The 18288-nt window shown below is 39.2% G+C and carries 20 protein-coding genes; 8 read left to right on the top strand and 12 right to left on the bottom strand.

Annotated features, from left to right (window positions below; translation table 11 throughout):
• The first annotated feature begins 198 nt into the window (after positions 1–198).
• Positions 199–1527, top strand: a complete 1329-nt coding sequence (gene mtaB, locus E4661_RS13980) for a tRNA (N(6)-L-threonylcarbamoyladenosine(37)-C(2))-methylthiotransferase MtaB (protein ID WP_136468078.1) — start codon at positions 199–201, stop codon at positions 1525–1527.
• Positions 1528–1575: 48 nt separating this feature from the next.
• Here the strand turns inward: mtaB and E4661_RS13975 are convergent, their stop codons facing one another.
• Complete coding sequence (locus E4661_RS13975) at positions 1576–1869, bottom strand: GNAT family N-acetyltransferase (RefSeq protein ID WP_136468077.1); 294 nt, start codon at positions 1867–1869, stop codon at positions 1576–1578.
• A gap of 151 nt (positions 1870–2020) precedes the next feature.
• Between E4661_RS13975 and E4661_RS13970 the strand changes: the two genes are divergently transcribed.
• Entirely contained in the window at positions 2021–2698 is a 678-nt protein-coding gene (locus tag E4661_RS13970; RefSeq protein ID WP_136468076.1) for an alpha/beta hydrolase, read from the top strand.
• Positions 2699–2731: 33 nt separating this feature from the next.
• A complete protein-coding gene (locus E4661_RS13965; RefSeq protein ID WP_136468075.1) occupies positions 2732–3691 on the top strand; it encodes a lytic transglycosylase domain-containing protein in 960 nt (319 codons plus the stop codon).
• Positions 3692–3740: 49 nt separating this feature from the next.
• Here E4661_RS13965 and E4661_RS13960 read toward each other — a convergent pair whose 3' ends face one another.
• Positions 3741–4250 carry a hypothetical protein gene (locus E4661_RS13960; RefSeq protein ID WP_136468074.1) on the bottom strand — a complete coding sequence of 170 codons (510 nt, stop codon included), beginning with the start codon at positions 4248–4250 and terminating at the stop codon, positions 3741–3743.
• A gap of 11 nt (positions 4251–4261) precedes the next feature.
• Here E4661_RS13960 and E4661_RS19090 point away from each other — a divergent pair, with 11 nt between their 5' ends.
• Complete coding sequence (locus E4661_RS19090) at positions 4262–4423, top strand: hypothetical protein (protein ID WP_168796377.1); 162 nt, start codon at positions 4262–4264, stop codon at positions 4421–4423.
• A gap of 180 nt (positions 4424–4603) precedes the next feature.
• Here the strand turns inward: E4661_RS19090 and E4661_RS13955 are convergent, their stop codons facing one another.
• From E4661_RS13955 to E4661_RS13940, 4 genes are all read right to left on the bottom strand, one after another.
• Positions 4604–5077, bottom strand: coding sequence for a hypothetical protein (locus tag E4661_RS13955; RefSeq protein ID WP_136468073.1), 474 nt, complete (start codon positions 5075–5077; stop codon positions 4604–4606).
• Positions 5078–5081: 4 nt separating this feature from the next.
• Complete coding sequence (locus E4661_RS13950) at positions 5082–6329, bottom strand: C10 family peptidase (protein WP_136468072.1); 1248 nt, start codon at positions 6327–6329, stop codon at positions 5082–5084.
• A gap of 394 nt (positions 6330–6723) precedes the next feature.
• Positions 6724–7266 (bottom strand): DUF2892 domain-containing protein, encoded by a 543-nt coding sequence (locus E4661_RS13945; protein WP_136468071.1) that lies wholly within the window; start codon positions 7264–7266, stop codon positions 6724–6726.
• 3 nt (positions 7267–7269) lie between these two features.
• Positions 7270–8157, bottom strand: a complete 888-nt coding sequence (locus E4661_RS13940) for a DUF6263 family protein (protein ID WP_136468070.1) — start codon at positions 8155–8157, stop codon at positions 7270–7272.
• 150 nt (positions 8158–8307) lie between these two features.
• On the opposite strand from E4661_RS13940, the gene rpmH reads away from it, so the two are divergent.
• Positions 8308–8466, top strand: coding sequence for a 50S ribosomal protein L34 (gene rpmH / locus E4661_RS13935; RefSeq protein WP_082433296.1), 159 nt, complete (start codon positions 8308–8310; stop codon positions 8464–8466).
• A gap of 102 nt (positions 8467–8568) precedes the next feature.
• On the top strand, positions 8569–11421 hold the full coding sequence (gene carB, locus E4661_RS13930) for a carbamoyl-phosphate synthase large subunit (protein ID WP_136468069.1): 2853 nt from the start codon (positions 8569–8571) through the stop codon (positions 11419–11421).
• 110 nt (positions 11422–11531) lie between these two features.
• Here the strand turns inward: carB and E4661_RS13925 are convergent, their stop codons facing one another.
• The 5 genes from E4661_RS13925 to gndA form a co-directional block, all read right to left on the bottom strand.
• A complete protein-coding gene (locus E4661_RS13925) occupies positions 11532–12008 on the bottom strand; it encodes a YHS domain-containing (seleno)protein (protein WP_136468068.1) in 477 nt (158 codons plus the stop codon).
• Positions 12009–12014: 6 nt separating this feature from the next.
• A complete protein-coding gene (locus E4661_RS13920; protein WP_136468067.1) occupies positions 12015–12215 on the bottom strand; it encodes a hypothetical protein in 201 nt (66 codons plus the stop codon).
• Between the two features lie 10 nt (positions 12216–12225).
• The gene (locus E4661_RS13915; protein ID WP_136468066.1) at positions 12226–12582 is read right to left on the bottom strand and encodes a YciI family protein; all 357 of its coding nucleotides are present in this window, start codon (positions 12580–12582) and stop codon (positions 12226–12228) included.
• Between the two features lie 86 nt (positions 12583–12668).
• Positions 12669–13949: an RNA polymerase sigma factor gene (locus E4661_RS13910; RefSeq protein ID WP_136468065.1), complete on the bottom strand. Its 1281-nt coding sequence runs from the start codon at positions 13947–13949 to the stop codon at positions 12669–12671.
• 6 nt (positions 13950–13955) lie between these two features.
• On the bottom strand, positions 13956–15365 hold the full coding sequence (gndA, locus tag E4661_RS13905; RefSeq protein WP_136468064.1) for an NADP-dependent phosphogluconate dehydrogenase: 1410 nt from the start codon (positions 15363–15365) through the stop codon (positions 13956–13958).
• A 185-nt stretch (positions 15366–15550) separates the two neighbouring features.
• On the opposite strand from gndA, the gene zwf reads away from it, so the two are divergent.
• Both zwf and pgl read left to right on the top strand, forming a co-directional pair.
• Positions 15551–17083, top strand: coding sequence for a glucose-6-phosphate dehydrogenase (zwf, locus tag E4661_RS13900; RefSeq protein ID WP_136468063.1), 1533 nt, complete (start codon positions 15551–15553; stop codon positions 17081–17083).
• A 105-nt stretch (positions 17084–17188) separates the two neighbouring features.
• On the top strand, positions 17189–17905 hold the full coding sequence (gene pgl, locus E4661_RS13895) for a 6-phosphogluconolactonase (RefSeq protein ID WP_136468062.1): 717 nt from the start codon (positions 17189–17191) through the stop codon (positions 17903–17905).
• Between the two features lie 14 nt (positions 17906–17919).
• Here pgl and E4661_RS13890 read toward each other — a convergent pair whose 3' ends face one another.
• Positions 17920–18285, bottom strand: a complete 366-nt coding sequence (locus E4661_RS13890) for a 6-phosphogluconate dehydrogenase (protein ID WP_136468061.1) — start codon at positions 18283–18285, stop codon at positions 17920–17922.
• Between the last annotated feature and the right edge of the window lie 3 nt (positions 18286–18288).

The following is an 18288-nucleotide window of genomic DNA, read 5'->3' as shown; positions in this document are numbered from 1 at the left end:
TAGCGTATATGGTTATAAAACTAAAAATCATCAAAATTTACCAGAAAACCAATGTTTTTGGATAAGTAAGACGATGTAAGTACTTTTAAGCAATTATAAACGGGTACAAGTATTTATGGCTTTTGCTCCCGAGTAAATCCTAACCCGCTATCCCACAACAAATCACTATCTTTGCAGGCCAAAATTCACAACGGGTCAATGAACAAAAAAGTTGCCTTCTACACCTTGGGTTGCAAACTTAATTTCTCCGAAACTTCTACTATTGCCAGAAGTTTTGAAAAGGAGGAATTTGAGCGTGTGGACTTTTCTGAAAAGGCAGATGTTTACGTAATCAACACCTGTTCGGTTACGGAGAATGCCGATAAGCGTTTTAAGACCATCGTAAAGCAAGCGCAAAAAAGCAATCCCGAGGCTTTTGTCGCCGCGGTTGGCTGTTATGCCCAATTAAAACCTGAGCAATTGGCTGCAGTGGATGGTGTGGATCTGGTGTTGGGAGCTACTGAAAAATTCAAAATCACAGATTACCTGAACGATTTGACCAAAAATGATAGAGGAGAGGTACATTCGTGCGAAATTGAGGATGCCGATTTTTATGTGGGCAGCTATGCCATTGGAGACCGTACCCGGGCTTTTTTAAAGGTTCAGGATGGATGTGATTACAAATGCACCTATTGCACCATTCCTTTGGCAAGAGGAATCTCACGGAGTGATACCTTGGAGAATGTATTGCGAAATGCCGCTGAGATTGCCTCAAAGGACATTAAGGAAATTGTGCTCACGGGGGTCAACATTGGTGATTATGGCAAGGGGGAATTCGGAAATAAAAAGCATGAACACACTTTTTTTGAATTGGTTCAGGCTTTGGACAAAGTAGGAGGCATTCATAGATTACGCATCTCGTCTATTGAACCGAACTTGTTGAAAAATGAAACCATAGATTTTGTGGCTCAAAGCAACTCGTTTGTACCGCATTTTCATATCCCATTACAAAGTGGCAGTGATGAGATTTTAAAACGGATGCGACGTAGATACCTCACCAATCTATATGTGGATCGGGTAAATCGGATTAAACAAGTTATGCCCCATGCCTGTATCGGTGTGGATGTCATAGTTGGTTTTCCTGGTGAGACCGACGAACATTTTTTAGAGACGTATCATTTCTTAAATGAATTGGATATTTCTTATTTGCACGTGTTTACCTATTCTGAAAGAGACAATACACTTGCTGCAACCATGGAAAATCCGGTTCCAAAAAGCGTTAGAAGCAAACGAAGCAAAATGCTTCGTGGGCTATCTGTAAAGAAAAGGAGGGCTTTTTATGAGAGTCAATTAGGAAGCACCAGGACCGTTTTGTTCGAAGGGGAAAACAAATCAGGTTATATCCATGGTTTTACTGAGAACTATGTAAAAGTAAAAGCTCCTTGGAACCCCGAATTGGTCAACACTTTGCACGAAGTTGAATTGACCAGTATTGATGAAGATGGCTTGGTGCGCTTTGAATATGCTTCCAACAAAATTTTGGCATAAAAAAACCTCTCTTTTGAGAGGCTTTCAAACTTATACAACTTAAAATAATTAGATGCGAATCCCAACAGGAAGCATCTCTTTGTATTGTCTGTTCTTCCTTAAAAAACCTGCTATGTGAGGGCTCGTAGGTACCACCCTGAGGTTTTTTTCTTGAATGTCATGTAAAACGGCTTTGATAAAAGTTTCTTTAAAGCCCTCTTCAGTAATTTCTTCTGGAATGACCAACTTGGTCAGGAATACTTTGCGTTCTTGGGAAGAGTATTCGATTTTGGCCAAATGGCCGTCGACTTTAGCTTCGTATTGGCGTAGGAAACTATTGTCGTTGATTTTCATTTCTGTCATATAGTTTTGTTTTTATTTGACATGGTGCTAACCGTTATAGTAGCGGTTAAACAAATCCTTCTTAAATGCATTTGGGACGTTCGCAAAAAAAGGGACACGAAATTACTTAAAAAATTGCTAATTTCCTAGCCAAATCTATATTAGGTAAGAAATGCCAAACAATAAAACCCAAGTCTACCTTATGCCAGGAATGGCTGCCAATCCCTCTATTTTTGATGGAATAAATCTACCACCTGAAGTTTTCGAAATTCATAAACTGGAATGGTTTGCCCCAAATAGGGGAATGACTTTTACCGATTACTCCAAAAAAATGTGTCAAAAGGTTGGGCATGAAAACGCTGTTTTACTGGGAGTTTCCTTTGGAGGAATGCTGGTGCAGGAAATGTCTAAACATATTTCCCCATCAAAAGTAATTGTGGTTTCCAGCGTAAAGAGTAGTTCGGAACTGCCCAAAAGAATGCTTTTTGCCAAATACACAAAGGCACATAAACTGCTACCAACAGGATTGGTAAACAATGTGGAACTTCTTGCAAAATACGCCTTTGGAGAAACGGTCACCAAGCGATTGGAACTATATGAAAAATACCTGTCGATTAGGGACAAATATTATATAGATTGGTCTATTGATAACATAGTGAATTGGAAACAATCAAAGCCACTTGAAAATGTGGTTCACATACATGGTGAAAAAGACGCTGTTTTTCCTATAGTTAATATTAAAAATTGTATTACGGTGAAAAACGGAACCCATACTATGATCATTCACAGGGCAAAATGGTTCAATGAACACCTTCCGGCAATTATTTTGGGAGAAGAGAGTTCTATATAGTATATCTTTACGAAAGAAATAGAAAAGCCAAACATGAAGTATATAAAAAACATATTAGCGGGAATCGGATTGGTGGCAGTTATGGGAAGTTTGATTTTTGCTGTGCAATCCGATACTGTTGAACAACCTGAAAAGGTGATGGAGAACAAAACCGAAAAGAACGTGGCTGATGGTTACCAAATTAGCGCCATTGAAATTCCTGAAAATCTAAATTTCGCAGAAGAAAAAGTTCCATTGAACGACCCTGAGGTTTTGGAAAGAGTGGATCGCGAGTTTTTGGTGAACACCTACTGGCAGTCCAACGCACTTTTGCTGATGAAACGTGCCCATAAATACTTCCCGATTATAGAGCCTATTTTGGCAAAAAATGGTATTCCGGATGATTTTAAATATTTGGCGGTGGCCGAAAGTGGATTACAAAATGCTGTTTCTCCGGCCGGTGCTAGAGGATTTTGGCAAATCATGAAGGCAACAGGTAAAGAATACGGACTCGAGATCAATTCGAATGTAGATGAGCGCTATCATATTGAGAAAGCTACCCAAGTTGCTTGTGAGTATTTAAAAAAATGGAAAGACCGTTTTGGAAGCTGGACCTTGACCGCAGCAGCATATAATGCCGGACCAGCTGGAATTCAAAAATATATGAGAATACAAAAGGCGGACGATTATTATGATCTTTTATTGGGAGAAGAGACGGGACGCTACGTTTTTAGGATTATGGCAATAAAGGAGATTATCTCTAATCCCGATAAATATGGTTTTGCTGTTGAAAAAGATGATCTCTACAATGCTGTGCCTACCTTTTCCGTGGAAGTGGATACGGCAGTAGCCAGTTGGGCAGATTTTGCCAAGCAATATGAAATCAACTACAAGATTTTAAAAAGGCATAACCCTTGGTTACGTGAACCACATTTAAACAATGCTTCTCGTAAAAAGTACGTGATTGAGATTCCGAATAAAGGGTATTATCGGATGGCGGGTACCGGGCAATAAGATGTAAAACTTAAATCCCAAACCCAAATTTCAAAGAAAAAAGATTGTTTTAAGGGCAAGTGGTAACGGGATTTCCGCATAATTTTTCGGATTTGACCCAACCTATACCTTTTTTTGTTTTAATTTTTACCCATTCACAGTAGACATCTTCAATCTTATAATCTCCAGATTCTCCTTTAAGCCTGGCTATTTTTTTACCATTGGGTTTGTCCAATAGGTCAAAATCATGGATTGCCCCAATACCCACAATTGAACTATGTACCCAACCTTCTAAATCTGTTATGTTATAGTCATGTACGAAACTCCAAATAGAGTTTATCTTTAACCACCCATTTTTATAATCAATCACACTAAATTGGAAAATGTCCGTTTGATCATCAATCTTTAAAATAATCACCCCTTTGCCGCATGGAGTCGCTCTTATATTGGAAAAACTTCCGCTAGAGTCATCCAAATACACGTCAAAAGGTTTAAAACTATAATTATCGTTCGCAGTGTCTTGAGAGAAGGAAAAGTTAAGGAATAACAGGAAGAATAGAAGCGTTGTGAGTTCTTTCATAATAAAATTTTTTGGTTACAAATTCAGTCACGGTGCTGGATGGCTGCATTGCATTTGAATTCACAAGAAAGTTCTCAGGTTTTGACTTAGAAACCTGTGCTCAATTGACGAATACCCCTTTGGGATTGACAGATGGGCAAGATTACTTTAGATTTAAGAGTAGAGAGGTGTGAAAATTCAAATCTCAAGCACCAAATTCCAAATAACAGATGGAGGTTGGATTGGTATTTATCTGTTTCTTATAACGGTCAGTTAGGAACTTTAAATTGCTTTTTTCGGTTGAGAGCCGATGTGAGTAATTCTAATTGGATTTGTATGAAGTCGAATTTGCTTTGATACATTGTTGACAAACATCATTCCTTTGTGATTTTAAAAATTTTCCAATCTTCATTATCAGGAAGCCTGCCATTGTACCATACTTTATCAATTACCTTATTATTACCTGATGATTGTGTTAAGGTGTGTGTAATAGTATCTGTATCGTTTTCATTCAACTCCAAATATGTTGTCTTAATTTTCTCATCCGATAAGTCATTTAACGAAAGGCTTAAAATAAAATAATCTCTTTCTGAATGTGGTTCCGATAAACTAAACATTCTTGGGTTATCTAAATTTCCTCTGATTATTTCTTTTTTCTCTCCATTAACCAAATAATACACTTTTATTCTATTTTCTGAAAAATGATTCGTTGTATCAGGGTTTAATAAATCTTCTCCTTCTTGGTTAAAATATTTAAGATTTACTTGTAGATCAATAACTGTACAACAATCATTTTCACTACAATTCGTGAAAAAGAAAAGGAAGAATAATGATATTAAATATTTCATTGCACTATGGTCTTATGTTAGTAACAATTCCTACTTTATAATTAAACGTATTTCCATTAGGATTAAAATTATTGAATGAATACCAACCATCATGAGCATCATTCCAACCCCAATTCATATGGAATTTTAGATGGCTACTTCCATTGAATCCTGTAGACATATAGCCATCGCAAACCCACGCATGCCCATCAGCATAATACGGAATAACACCACCCCAATGTTTTTGCTCACCTCCTCTAAAAATAACAGGTCTATCCGCATTTATTTCAGATTTAACCCATTCGTATTTAGTGGAACCATTATAATTATTATGGTATGTGGCCGAGGAATACCCAAAATCATTTTTAAAAGAGGATGCCACTTCATCTTCTGTATCTGCTCCAGAGCCTCCACAGCCATAATCCATATCAACAGCATTACCTACATCTCGCATTAATTTTGATATTTCATTTGCGCCAGTAGTATTTCTATCAGCAAACTCAACTTTGTCCAACATTATTGAATAATCGTAATTGTTTGGATATTCGTAATATCTTATTATTTGAGCCATGGCAGTTGCGACACAGCCAGTCCATGGTCTATTGCAAGCTCCACCTGAGTTACAGTTCGAGTTTATCAAATTGTTGTACCCACACCCTTGCCCCCATGTGGTTTGCATTAATGGTCCTTTTACAATGTGGTAGTTTCCTTCATTGGGATTGTCTACAGGGTCATCACCTGTTTCTGGGTCAAAATCAGGGTGCCCTAAATATCTATCCCACTCATCCAACAGTTCTTGTGGTACTTCTATGTCTGAATTTTTAATTGAAATTATTCTTTGTTTTTGAAAATCTATCCATTGATTTAATCCTATTGGGAGATTGTCAAAGTCAAATTCTGCTGATTCTGAAAAGGCTATAACAGGCTCTTCCTTAACCGTAGCAGAAATAAATGCAAAACCATTTGGTTCAAATAATATAATGTAAAAAGCTGGTTCATCTCCTTGCGAAACAACGTAGGCTTCTTTAATTTCTTTATCTAATTTTTGATTGGATCTCAATACATCGGCATTTGTACTTACTTTGTCAGGTTTTTTAATAAAAGCTTTATCTTTTGTAAAGTTTAATGCGACTTGTTTGGCTAAATCAAGAGATACATTTTTTTCGTTAGTCTTGTTTTCTAGTGAGGTATTTGTATAATCATTCTCACATGAAATTATCGTAAACCCGATTATTATTGCTAATAACCATCCATAATCTATTGGTCTGTTCATGGTTTTTTAATTTAAAGTCAATACGAATTACTTGCGATGTTTAGGATATAATCTGTTTTAATAATTGTATAGTTTGATACTGAAACATAGTTCAATAGAGATAAGTAAAATTGTAGTTTTTTGATTTTAAAATCCTACGCAATTGACAGATGCCTCTTTTGGATTGACGAAAGCCCCTTTTGGATTGACGAATAAAGCAAAAAGTGGGTTTTGGGCTCCTTCCCTCTTCTTCGCTAAAGCTTCAAAGAGGTCAAGGGAAGGTGGATTGATGCTTTGCATCAAGACGTAAGGGGTGGTTTGCTCTTTATGTCCACTAAAAGTGGACACCTTTCCCAATCAGGGAAAGGAACATTCTCAGGGCATGCCCTACAATGAATGTTTCAAAAAAGGAATGTTAACGATATCTAGACCTAACTTGTTGTGGACCTTTCTTCATCTGTTGCTGCATCATTTTAATCTGCTCGGTAAGCATATTGTTTTTGTCCAGTTTTTTGGCCTCTTGTAGCAGTTTGGTAGCTTCTTGCCTTCTATTTTTCTGCATGGCAATACCTGCAAGGCTTAATTTTGCCATGGCAACATCATAATCCATGGTCAAACCAAGTTTTAACGCCTTTTTAAAGTATTTTTCCGCTTGGGTCAAGTTCTTTTGTGAATAGATGATACCGTGCAGGTAGTTGTAATACCCCTGTTGTTTTTTAATTAAAGCTGTCTCAGGGTTCTTGATTTTGTCCAACCATTTTTGGGTACCCTCCATATCCTGCTTTCGCATGCGCAAAAACGCCAAAAGGATAAGCTCATTTCTGAAATAAAGAAAAATGAACACCAACGAAAGTAAAATCAATGCAATACCATTGCCAATATTGCCTTCAACAAACTGATATCCGGAGTAGCCAACGATTAGGGCCGCGATTACTAGTTTTATATTTTTATGGAACATATTTTATTCAGTAATTAATTCATAAGTAATGGTTTGGTCCAAAGTGGTCGGTATTTCCATGTTATTATGGGCCATTATGGATTTTCCCTCATTTTTTCCAGAAACCATCAATTTAATAATGAAACCATTTTTGGCAGAAGCTTGTATCAAGGTTTCTTGATGTCCGTTCAATGACAAGGTAAGGGCTTGCTCCGCATTTTCCATGGTTACGTCAGCATTGCCCGAAATGGACAAGACATCACCCTCCACTTTTTCCAGTTTCCATTGGTTTATGGAATTAACCTTTCCACTAAACGCTGCCTCCCAAGTGTCTCCTATGTTTTTGGGTTCAGTTGGATAAAAATAGGTCATTTGTTCAAAACTTCTTGCCAAACCATCAGAGCTGAATTCTTTTTCCAACGACTTTTTCATGATGTTTTTTGTAAAATCGTCGATTCCTGGCACAGAATTTATCATTTTTTCCACGAGCTCATCTCCTCCATCAATAGACAAGACTTTTCCTTGTTTGTCCATCTTCATGCCCATCTCATGTCCGATCAAGGTACTGAACATATTGGAAACGATATCACCTTCCACAGGTTCGGAAGCTCTCACATCCATTAAGGTGCCTTGGAGGCTTGAGGTTGACTTCAACGCAAAATCTTTAAATTGGAGTGTTATTCCGTAATTGTTTTGGTCAACGTTGGTTACCTTAAATTCGTAAATTCCCTCCAAATCATTTGTTATCTCATGGGAAGTACCCTCCATACTCTGAACCATAACTTGATGAGCGGTTTGCTTTATATTGAATGCTTCACCTTTTTTTAAATGGTATCCCAGAGTTGTTTGGGAAAAGGAAAGCATTGTGCCCAATAAGAAAATCAAGCTGAAGAATCTCACAATTTTATACATTATATAATGGTGTTTTGTTCAGCCGACAAAACTAATACAAACATTTTTTAGAAAGCTCTTGTCAATGCAAAAAGTCTTCGTATATTTGCGCCCAGAATTTTTCAGGTAGATTTATCTGCCATCAACAAAATCCATTAAAATAGTTCCGAAATGAAAAGAACGTATCAGCCGTCAAAGCGGAAGAGAAGAAACAAGCATGGCTTTAGAGAGCGCATGGCGACTGCCAATGGTAGAAAAGTTCTTGCGAGAAGAAGAGCCAAAGGAAGAAAAAAACTAACTGTTTCATCAGAACCGCGTCATAAGAAATAATGACTGTAAATAACTTTTTAATAAAGGTGCTACTTTTTCAAGTTTAGCACCTTTTTTTTGATCTAATTTTGAAAAATTTGTTAACGAGTAACCTTATATAGAATGCCCAAAAGAAAAGATCTTAAATCGATTTTGATTATTGGTTCTGGCCCCATCATCATTGGTCAGGCATGTGAGTTTGATTATTCTGGTTCCCAAGCCCTTCGGTCACTTCGCGAAGATGGGATTGAAACTATTTTGATCAATAGCAACCCTGCTACGATCATGACAGACCCCAAGATGGCGGATCATGTCTACTTGAAACCGCTGAATACAAAATCAATCATTGAGATTTTAAAGAATCATCCCAATATAGATGCCGTTCTTCCAACGATGGGAGGGCAAACTGCTTTGAACCTGTGTATCGAAGCTGATGAAAAAGGAATCTGGGAAGATTTTGGAGTAGAGATTATTGGGGTTGATATTGATGCCATCAACATTACAGAAGATCGGGAAAAGTTTAGAGAGTTGATGCTAAAAATTGGTATTGGCATGCCGCCTCAGGCTGCCGCTACCTCTTTCCTTAAAGGAAAGGAAATAGCTCAAGAGTTTGGTTTTCCATTGGTAATTAGGGCATCATTTACCTTGGGAGGCGCTGGTGCTTCAATCGTATACGATCAAGAAAAATTCGACAAGCAATTGAGTCATGGGCTTGAGGTGTCGCCTATCCATGAAGTGATGATCGATAAAGCTTTGATGGGGTGGAAGGAATATGAGCTTGAATTGCTTCGCGATAAAAATGATAATGTGGTCATTATCTGTACCATCGAGAATATGGATCCTATGGGAATCCATACAGGTGATTCCATTACTGTAGCTCCAGCGATGACACTTTCCGACAAGACCTTCCAGCGGATGAGGGATATGGCCATCCACATGATGCGTAGTATCGGGGATTTTGCTGGTGGATGTAACGTACAGTTTGCTGTAAGCCCGGATGAAAAGGAAGATATCATTGCCATCGAGATTAACCCACGGGTTTCGAGGTCTTCGGCCTTAGCTTCTAAAGCGACGGGATACCCTATCGCCAAGGTAGCTGCTAAACTGGCCATAGGGTATACTTTGGATGAATTGGAGAACCAAATCACCAAATCTACTTCGGCCCTTTTTGAGCCTACAATAGACTACGTAATTGTGAAGATTCCACGTTGGAACTTTGACAAATTTGAAGGTTCTGACCGTACTTTAGGATTGCAAATGAAAGCTGTTGGAGAGGTAATGGGAATTGGACGTTCGTTCCAAGAGGCTTTGCATAAAGCCACTCAATCCTTGGAGATTAAGCGGAATGGGCTAGGAGCAGATGGAAAAGGATATAAGGACTATGATACCATTATCCAAAAGCTTAAAGTACCCAGCTGGGATCGAGTGTTTGTAATCTATGATGCCATTCAATTGGGTATTCCGTTGAGCAGGATTTATGAGATCACCAAAATAGACATGTGGTTCTTAAAACAGTACGAGGAGTTAAACTTCTTGGAACAGGAAATTTCAAAATATACTGTGGAGAGTCTACCCAAATCCCTATTGCTGGAAGCTAAACAAAAAGGTTTTGCTGATAGACAGATAGCTCATATGTTGGACTGCTACGAAAGTGAGGTTCACAAAAAGCGTATCAATAAGGGGATTAATAGAGTTTATAAACTGGTAGATACTTGTGCTGCGGAGTTTAAAGCGATGACCCCATATTACTATTCTACTTTTGAAGAGGAAATCGAAACTGCGGATGGAAAGCGATTTGTTGCCAACGACAGTGAAGTAACTGATAGAAAAAAGATTGTGGTCTTGGGCTCTGGACCCAACCGAATAGGACAGGGGATAGAGTTTGATTATTGTTGTGTACATGGAGTTTTGGCAGCGGCAGAATGCGGTTACGAAACTATCATGATCAATTGTAACCCTGAAACGGTTTCAACCGATTTTGATACTGCGGATAAACTTTATTTTGAGCCGGTTTTCTGGGAGCATATTTATGATATTATCCGCCATGAAAAGCCCGAAGGGGTAATCGTGCAGTTGGGCGGACAAACCGCGTTGAAGCTTGCTGAAAAACTGGACAAATACGGAATCAACATTATTGGAACCAGTTTCGAATCCCTGGATCTAGCAGAAGATCGAGGAAGCTTTTCTACCCTTCTAAAAGAGAACAATATTCCATATCCAAGATTTGGTGTGGCCGAAACGGCAGATGAAGCTTTGGATCTTGCGGACGAGTTGAATTTTCCACTTTTGGTTAGACCATCCTATGTTTTGGGTGGCCAAGGGATGAAAATTGTCATCAATAAAGAAGAACTGGAAGCTCATGTGGTGGATTTACTTCGAAGCATTCCAAACAACAAGCTTTTGTTGGATCATTATTTGGATGGTGCCATTGAAGCGGAAGCAGATGCTATTTGTGATGGAGAAGATGTGTACATTATTGGAATCATGGAACATATCGAGCCATGCGGAATCCACTCCGGAGATTCGAATGCTACCTTGCCACCTTTTAATTTGGGTGAGTTCGTGATGCAACAAATAAAAGATCATACCCGAAAAATTGCTTTGGCACTAAACACGGTTGGACTTATAAATATTCAGTTTGCCATCAAGGATGACACCGTTTACATTATCGAAGCCAATCCACGTGCCTCTAGAACCGTTCCATTTATTGCTAAGGCTTATGGAGAACCTTATGTAAATTATGCGACCAAAGTGATGCTAGGAGAGAAGAAAATCAAAGATTTTGATTTTAATCCCCATTTGGATGGTTATGCCATAAAACAACCCGTGTTCTCGTTCAATAAATTCCCGAACGTGAATAAAAACCTTGGGCCGGAAATGAAAAGTACGGGAGAAAGTATCTTGTTCATCGATAGTTTAAAGGATGATGAATTTTATAACCTGTACTCCCGCAGAAAAATGTACTTGAGCAAGTAGCTTAAAGAATGGACTATAGACCATGACTGTCAAACTGAGCCTGTCGAAGTTTAAAGGCCTTCACAGTCCTTCGACAAGCTCAGGATGACGCTTAGCCCAAAAGCTAGTGATTATTTCCAATTCTTGTTGGAAAGCTTTAAGTTTTCCTGCAAATCATCTTTCCATTCTTGCATTATGCCATCATCGGCAAAGAGATATATTTTTCCTTCTACGTTGACAAAACTTTCGGGAGAAACGTTCGCTGTAAATCCTTTACTGACAGCGAAAGCACAGAACCCTCCGTACTGCGGAGCATACTTTTCAGGGTTTTTGGCAAACAAATCTCTATTTTCCGCTGTTGCAAAAAACCAGTCAGCATCATGCCATCTGTGGGTATACTGCTCATTTCCTTCCATGGCTTCGTCAGAAACCATATAGGCCACGGGATCATAACCATTTATGGCCTTGTCTGAAAACACAGGTTGATTAACGGTCTTATGGTTCCAAGCTAGTGGTGAAATCCTTTTGATTTTGGCAAAAGTAAATACTACTCCAAAAAGGATAAAAAGGGAGATTCCTATGATTTTAAAGATTTTTCTTTTTTTCATGACAGCTTAATTTTTGTTCCATGCAGCATTCGCTTTCTGAACGCTGTTCGGAAAAAGTTTAAACAGAAATTTAGCAACCGGATTTAGAAAAGTATATGTTTTTCCGTCCTTGATGAGTGTGTGCTTTCCATTGGTGATAGGAGCATCCTTGCCCAAGCTTAGCGCGAAGGCACATTTGCCTCCGTATTCAAAATTGTTGTTTTCCATCACTTCCTTTTTAGTTTATTCCCTCCATTTGTTTAATAGGTCTTACCTCAATACTCCCTTCAGCATCGTCAAACATGGGATTGGCTTTGGCGATAGCAATAGCTTCTTCAAGATTTTCTGCTACAATGTGGAAATAACCCACAATAACTTCCTTCGACTCATTAAATGGTCCATCCTTAAAAACACCTTTGTTTCCATGGATAATGGTTCCGTTCATTTCCAAGGGCTGTGCTCCCTTTAACTTTCCCGATTCCATCAACCCGCCAATGTACTTTCCTATTTTTTGCACATGGGCCTGTTGTTGCTCTGGAGATAGACCTTCCAAATGGTCTCCCTTTGTTTTGATGAAAATCATAAATTCTTGCATGATGAATGTTTTGAATGATATAATATCGTTTTATACCCCGTAGTCAGTTGAAGGGTATAAAAAAGGACATGGAATTCTGAAAAATATCAAATATTTTTGGAGAAACCCTCTATCTTTTTGTAAATAAGTGACTTACGTTTTTCTCCAATGGGGAGTTCCAATGCCATTTTCAAAAGACTAACGGCCTCTGATGATTGATTGTTCTGAAAATAGAGTTCCGCCAGCGAGGTATAATAAGGTAAATACGATTGAAAGGTATCTTCATCTTTGATTTGCTCTAATTGCGTAATGGCAGTCTGAGGGTCGGAGGTTTTTGAAAGCACTATGGCCCGATTCAATTGGATAATGGGAGAATTATCAAGCTTCAAAAGCAGGTCGTACAATTCCAATATGCCTTCCCAATCCGTATCTTGGTATGTGGAGGCGGTGCAATGCTGGGCTGAGATGGTGGCGAGAATATGATACATGGACACCTCGTTTTGCCCAGCGGCAAATTCTAGATGTACCAATCCTTTCTTAATCAATTGCTGGTCCCATTGGCTTCGGTCTTGGTGTTCAAGACTTATATTGTTGTTCAATTCATCCATTCTTGAGCCGAATCGAGCAGTATTGAACAGCATTAATGCCAATAGTGCATGGGTGTTGGATGATGTTATGGTAGGGTTTTGAACGATAATTTCTGTAAGACGGATGGCTTCCTCACAAAGCTCCAATCGAATCAAATTATCATCTGAAATAGAGTTATATCCTTCATTGAACAAAAGATAAAGGGTTTCCAAGACACTGGACAATCTGGGTTCGAGCTCTTTTCCACTGGGAACTTCAAAAGGCAAATTGGCCTCTTTAATAGTTTTACGAGCTCTCACCAGTCGCTTGTTGATGTTACTTTCAGAAGTTAAAAAAGCCTGGGCTATTTCAGGGATACTGAAACCGCAAAGTGTTTTTAAGGTCAAGGCAACTTGGGAATCAGTTGAGAGGATGGGATGACAACAGGTAAAGATCATCCTTAACTGGTCATCTGCAATTTCTTTATCGGTAAAAATCTGTTTTAAGGCTGACTCCCTAGTCCATTCCGATTGTAGATGATGTGCTACTTCTGAAGCATACCTGCGTTTGTATTTCTCCTTATTGAGGATGTTCACGGCCTTATATTTGGCCACTTTATAAATCCATCCCACAGGATTTTCCGGCACACCATTGTAAGTCCATTTGTTTAGTGCTTCTATCATGGCTTCCTGCACAACATCCTCTGCCAAATCAATGTTAGGGGTGCCAAAAGCTTTTGTCAATACTGCAATCAACTTTCCATGCTCATGTCGAAACAGATGATCAATTTGGATGGATATGTCGGATTGACTCTGAGTCATTTCATTTTACTCCTCCCACTCTGTATGGAAAATCCCTTCACGATCTAATCGTTCATAAGTATGGGAACCAAAATAGTCCCGTTGGGCTTGAATCAAATTCAACGGTAAACGACTGCTGGTATAGGCATCAAAATAGGTAAGTGCATTGGAGAGTCCAGGTAAGGGAATGCCGTTAGTGGCTCCATAAGTCACCAATTCTCTGGCAGCATCTACAGTTTCGTTGATTTTTTCTACAAAAGAAGGCGATAACAACAAGTTTTGAAGCGTATTATCCTCATTAAAAGCTTCGGTTATATCAGCTAACAATGCCGCTCGAATGATGCAACCTGCCCGCCAAACTTTGGCAATTTCTCCAAGCTGTAACTCATATCCATATTCCCTGGAAGCATCGGCCAATTGATGCATACCTTGGGCATAGGTGATGATGAACGAAAAATAGAGCGCTTGTTCCGCTTTGCTGATTAAAGAGTCTTTTACCAATAATTCAGGTTTAGGACGATTGTAAAGTTCATCCGCCTGTATTCGTTCTGTCTTAAGAGCAGAGATTTCACGCATGCTCACCGCAATATCAATGGTCGGAACAGGAATACCCAGATCCATGGCATTTTGTGAGGTCCATTTTCCGGTTCCTTTCTGTTTGGCTTTATCCAATATCTTATCTACCAAGTGGCCTTCACCCAAATCATCTTTTTGTGCGAAGATTTCCGAAGTGATTTCCACTAAAAAGGATTGTAATCGTCCAGCATTCCACTTTGCATAGGTTTCATGCAGTTCTTCATTGGTCAATCCCCCGGCTTTTTTCAATAAGTCGTAGATTTCTGAGGTCAGTTGCATCAATCCATATTCAATACCGTTATGGACCATCTTCACATAGTTTCCAGCTGATTTTGGCCCTAGATAGGCCACGCAAGGTTCTCCTTTATATTTGGCAGAAACCGCCTCAAAAACAGGTTTTACATGTTGATAGGCTGCTCTGGAACCCCCGGGCATGATACTAGGCCCTTTGCGTGCTCCTTTGGCTCCACCAGATACTCCGGCCCCAAAAAAGTTGATACCCTTTTCCTTTAAATAAGCCTCCCGTCGGTCGGTATCGGTAAAAAACGAATTTCCCCCATCAATAATAATGTCTCCCTCATCCAAATGAGGAAGTAAGCCTTCGATTACGACATCCACAATCTTTCCCGCAGGAACCAATAGCATGATTTTGCGCGGAGTACTTAAGGAGTTTACAAAGGTGGATACATCGGAAGTAGCATTCACCCTATTGGTATCTCCACCCTCCTCAATGAGCGCATTTACTTTTTCCTCATCCAAATCGTTACCAAAAGCCGTAAAGCCGTTGTCAGCCACATTGAGGATAAAATTACGCCCCATTACTCCAAGTCCCACAAGACCAAAATCATACCTATCTGCCATGTTCTTTATTTTTAATGTCTTAAGGTTAAGACGGCTTTAAGTAAGCCATTTGTTGAATTCCGAACCTAAAATAGCGTTATATTCGTTATGCTCAAAACGAAATGAAGGTGGTACTGGATTTTTGGTAAAAATGCCACAAATGAGCATTTTTTTTGAGACATCCGAACCAACTATTGATACACTTTATGAGAAAGACCGAGAACCAAATGCTCATTATTTTTGGAGCTTCTGGAGATTTGACTGCGAGAAAGCTGATACCTGGATTGTTTAACCTATATGTTGCTAGGCAATTGCCTAAAAATTTTGTGGTTTTGGGCGCCAGTCGAAGCGATATGACCGATGAGGAATTTCGCAACAAGGTGGTGAACAACAGTCCATATTTAAAGGAGAAGCTTGAGGATTTAAAGGAGAACTATATTAAAGGCTTTACGGACCGAATTTTTTACGAAGATTTGGGTAGCGATTATACTACTGAATATTCTGGTCTGGCCAATCGCATAGCAACTTTGAACAAGGCAAATGGAACCGAGGATAACTATATGTTCTATTTTTCCACGCCGCCGAGTTTGTATGAACCCATAGCTAAAAATTTAGCAGATGTTGGGTTGAACAGTCAGGAAAAAGGCTGGAAAAGATTGATTGTGGAAAAACCGTTCGGATATAGCTTGGAAACCGCAAAAGCATTAAATGCGGGACTACAGCAATATTTTAAAGAACCCCAGATTTATCGAATTGATCATTACTTAGGGAAAGAGACGGTTCAAAACTTATTGGTGACCCGTTTTTCCAACAGTATTTTCGAACCACTTTGGAATAGAAATTATATCCATCATGTAGAAATCACTAATGCAGAAAGTGTTGGAGTGGAGAAGAGAGGAGGATATTATGACAAATCGGGTGCCCTCCGTGACATGTTCCAAAACCATTTGATGCAGATTGTTTCCTTGGTGGTTATGGAACCGCCCATTGGAGATCAACCTGAAGAAATTCGAAACGAGAAGGTCAAAGCCCTGAAGTCTTTACGCATTATGAAAGATGAAAAGACCTTGTTTGATCATACGATTCGTGCCCAGTACGTGAATTCTGAAATCAATGGTGAAAAAGTGAAGGGGTATCGTGAAGAAGATGGGGTAGATCCTAATTCTACCACTGAAACCTATGCGGCGGTCAAGTTTTTTGTGGATAACTGGCGCTGGCACGGTGTTCCCTTTTATGTGAGAACTGCCAAACGTATGCCAACCAAGGTTACGGAGGTGATCATTCACTTTAAGACTCCGCATCACCAGATATTTAAAGACTCCGGGATGAACAGCAAGGATAACAAGTTGATCATAAGAATTCAACCCGATGAAGGAGTGCTCATCAAATTTGGAGTGAAGGTTCCTGGGCAAGGGTTTAAAGTAGAGCGAGCCAATTTGGATTTTTATTATTCCAGTTTAGCAGAAACCTATGTAATGGAAGCATATGAGCGATTACTCCTTGATGCCATGCAAGGTGATGCCACATTGTATGCAAGAGCCGATGAGGTGGAAGCGGCATGGGAATTTGTAGACCCCATTTTAAACTATTGGAAAAATGGGAAGGATGTTCGTATGTATGGGTATGCCGCGGGGGTTTGGGGTCCGGAAAATTCGGATGATCTAATTGAAGACTTGGGATATTGGCGAAACCCTGGGGAGAATTTGGCCGATGACCCGGGTTATTGTGTAATCTGTTAGATTCAGTTATCAGTTATCAGTTATCAGTTATCAGTTATCGGTTGAAGTAGAACCATTATTCTGAGCTTATCGAAGAAGTGATTCAGAATAATTTAAGGTAAGAATATGAAATTAAAAGTATATAAGGACAAACAAGAGGTGGCAAGGCAGTTTTCTAACTATTTTGCCGAATTGGTGAAGGATAAGACTGAATTTCACGTGGCGCTGTCAGGTGGAAGTACTCCTAAAATCGTTTTTGATGTGTTGGCTTCGAATTATGGTGATAAAATTGACTGGAGCAATATTCATTTTTACTGGGGAGATGAACGTTGTGTACCACCAACAGATAATCAAAGCAATTATAAAATGACAGTGGAGCATCTGTTTTCTAAAATTAATGTTCCTGAAGAAAATGTACATCGGGTTTTAGGGGAAGCTGAACCAGATAGGGAAGCGATGCGCTACGCAAACTTGTTGGAAATCAATTTGGATAGGGTAGAAGGTGTCCCTCAATTTGACTTGGTCATTTTGGGTATGGGTGATGACGGGCATACAGCTTCCATTTTTCCACATGAAATTGACCTTTGGAATGCCGAAGACCATTGCGTGGTGGCCACTCATCCGGATTCAGGGCAAAAACGGGTTTCCATTAATGGGAAAGTTATCAATACCGCCAAAGAAGTGGTATTTTTGGTGACAGGTGCAGGAAAGGCTAAAAAAGTGCAAGCTATTTTGGGTAAAACAGAAGATTATCATGCTTACCCTGCTTCCCTGGTTAACCCTTTTTCCGGTAAATTAGTTTGGTTTATGGATGAGGATGCTGCATCCTTACTGAAACAATAACCATCATTGTTCGATTAATTCACAAAATGAGGGGATTTTTCCTTTTCCACATCAACAATAAAGTACTTGGTGTCACCTAACCAGAAAAAAGTGGCATATCGCTCCTTATAGGTGACCTTGACGTAGTGTCCTTGAAACTCTTTTAAATTTTGTATTACATCCTCCTCACTGTCCTCAACAGAAAATTCAAAAATCTGCGCCCCAGAAATACCCTGGCTAATTTCACCTTCCCAAGTTTTTGCCAAAACCCCTTTTCTACTAAACTTGATCAACTCGCCTGAGCGATAGCCTTCGCTAAAGGGAACATAATAGATAAAAGTAAAGTAGGCGGTAGCACCTAAAAGAACAATTGCAATAAATATAAAAAGGAACTTACGCATAGC

Source organism: Flagellimonas onchidii (genome assembly GCF_004804315.1).
Taxonomy (GTDB): Bacteria; Bacteroidota; Bacteroidia; order Flavobacteriales; family Flavobacteriaceae; genus Flagellimonas; species Flagellimonas onchidii.
Note: the sequence above shows the minus strand (reverse complement) of the source record. Positions and strands in the feature narration are given on the sequence as shown.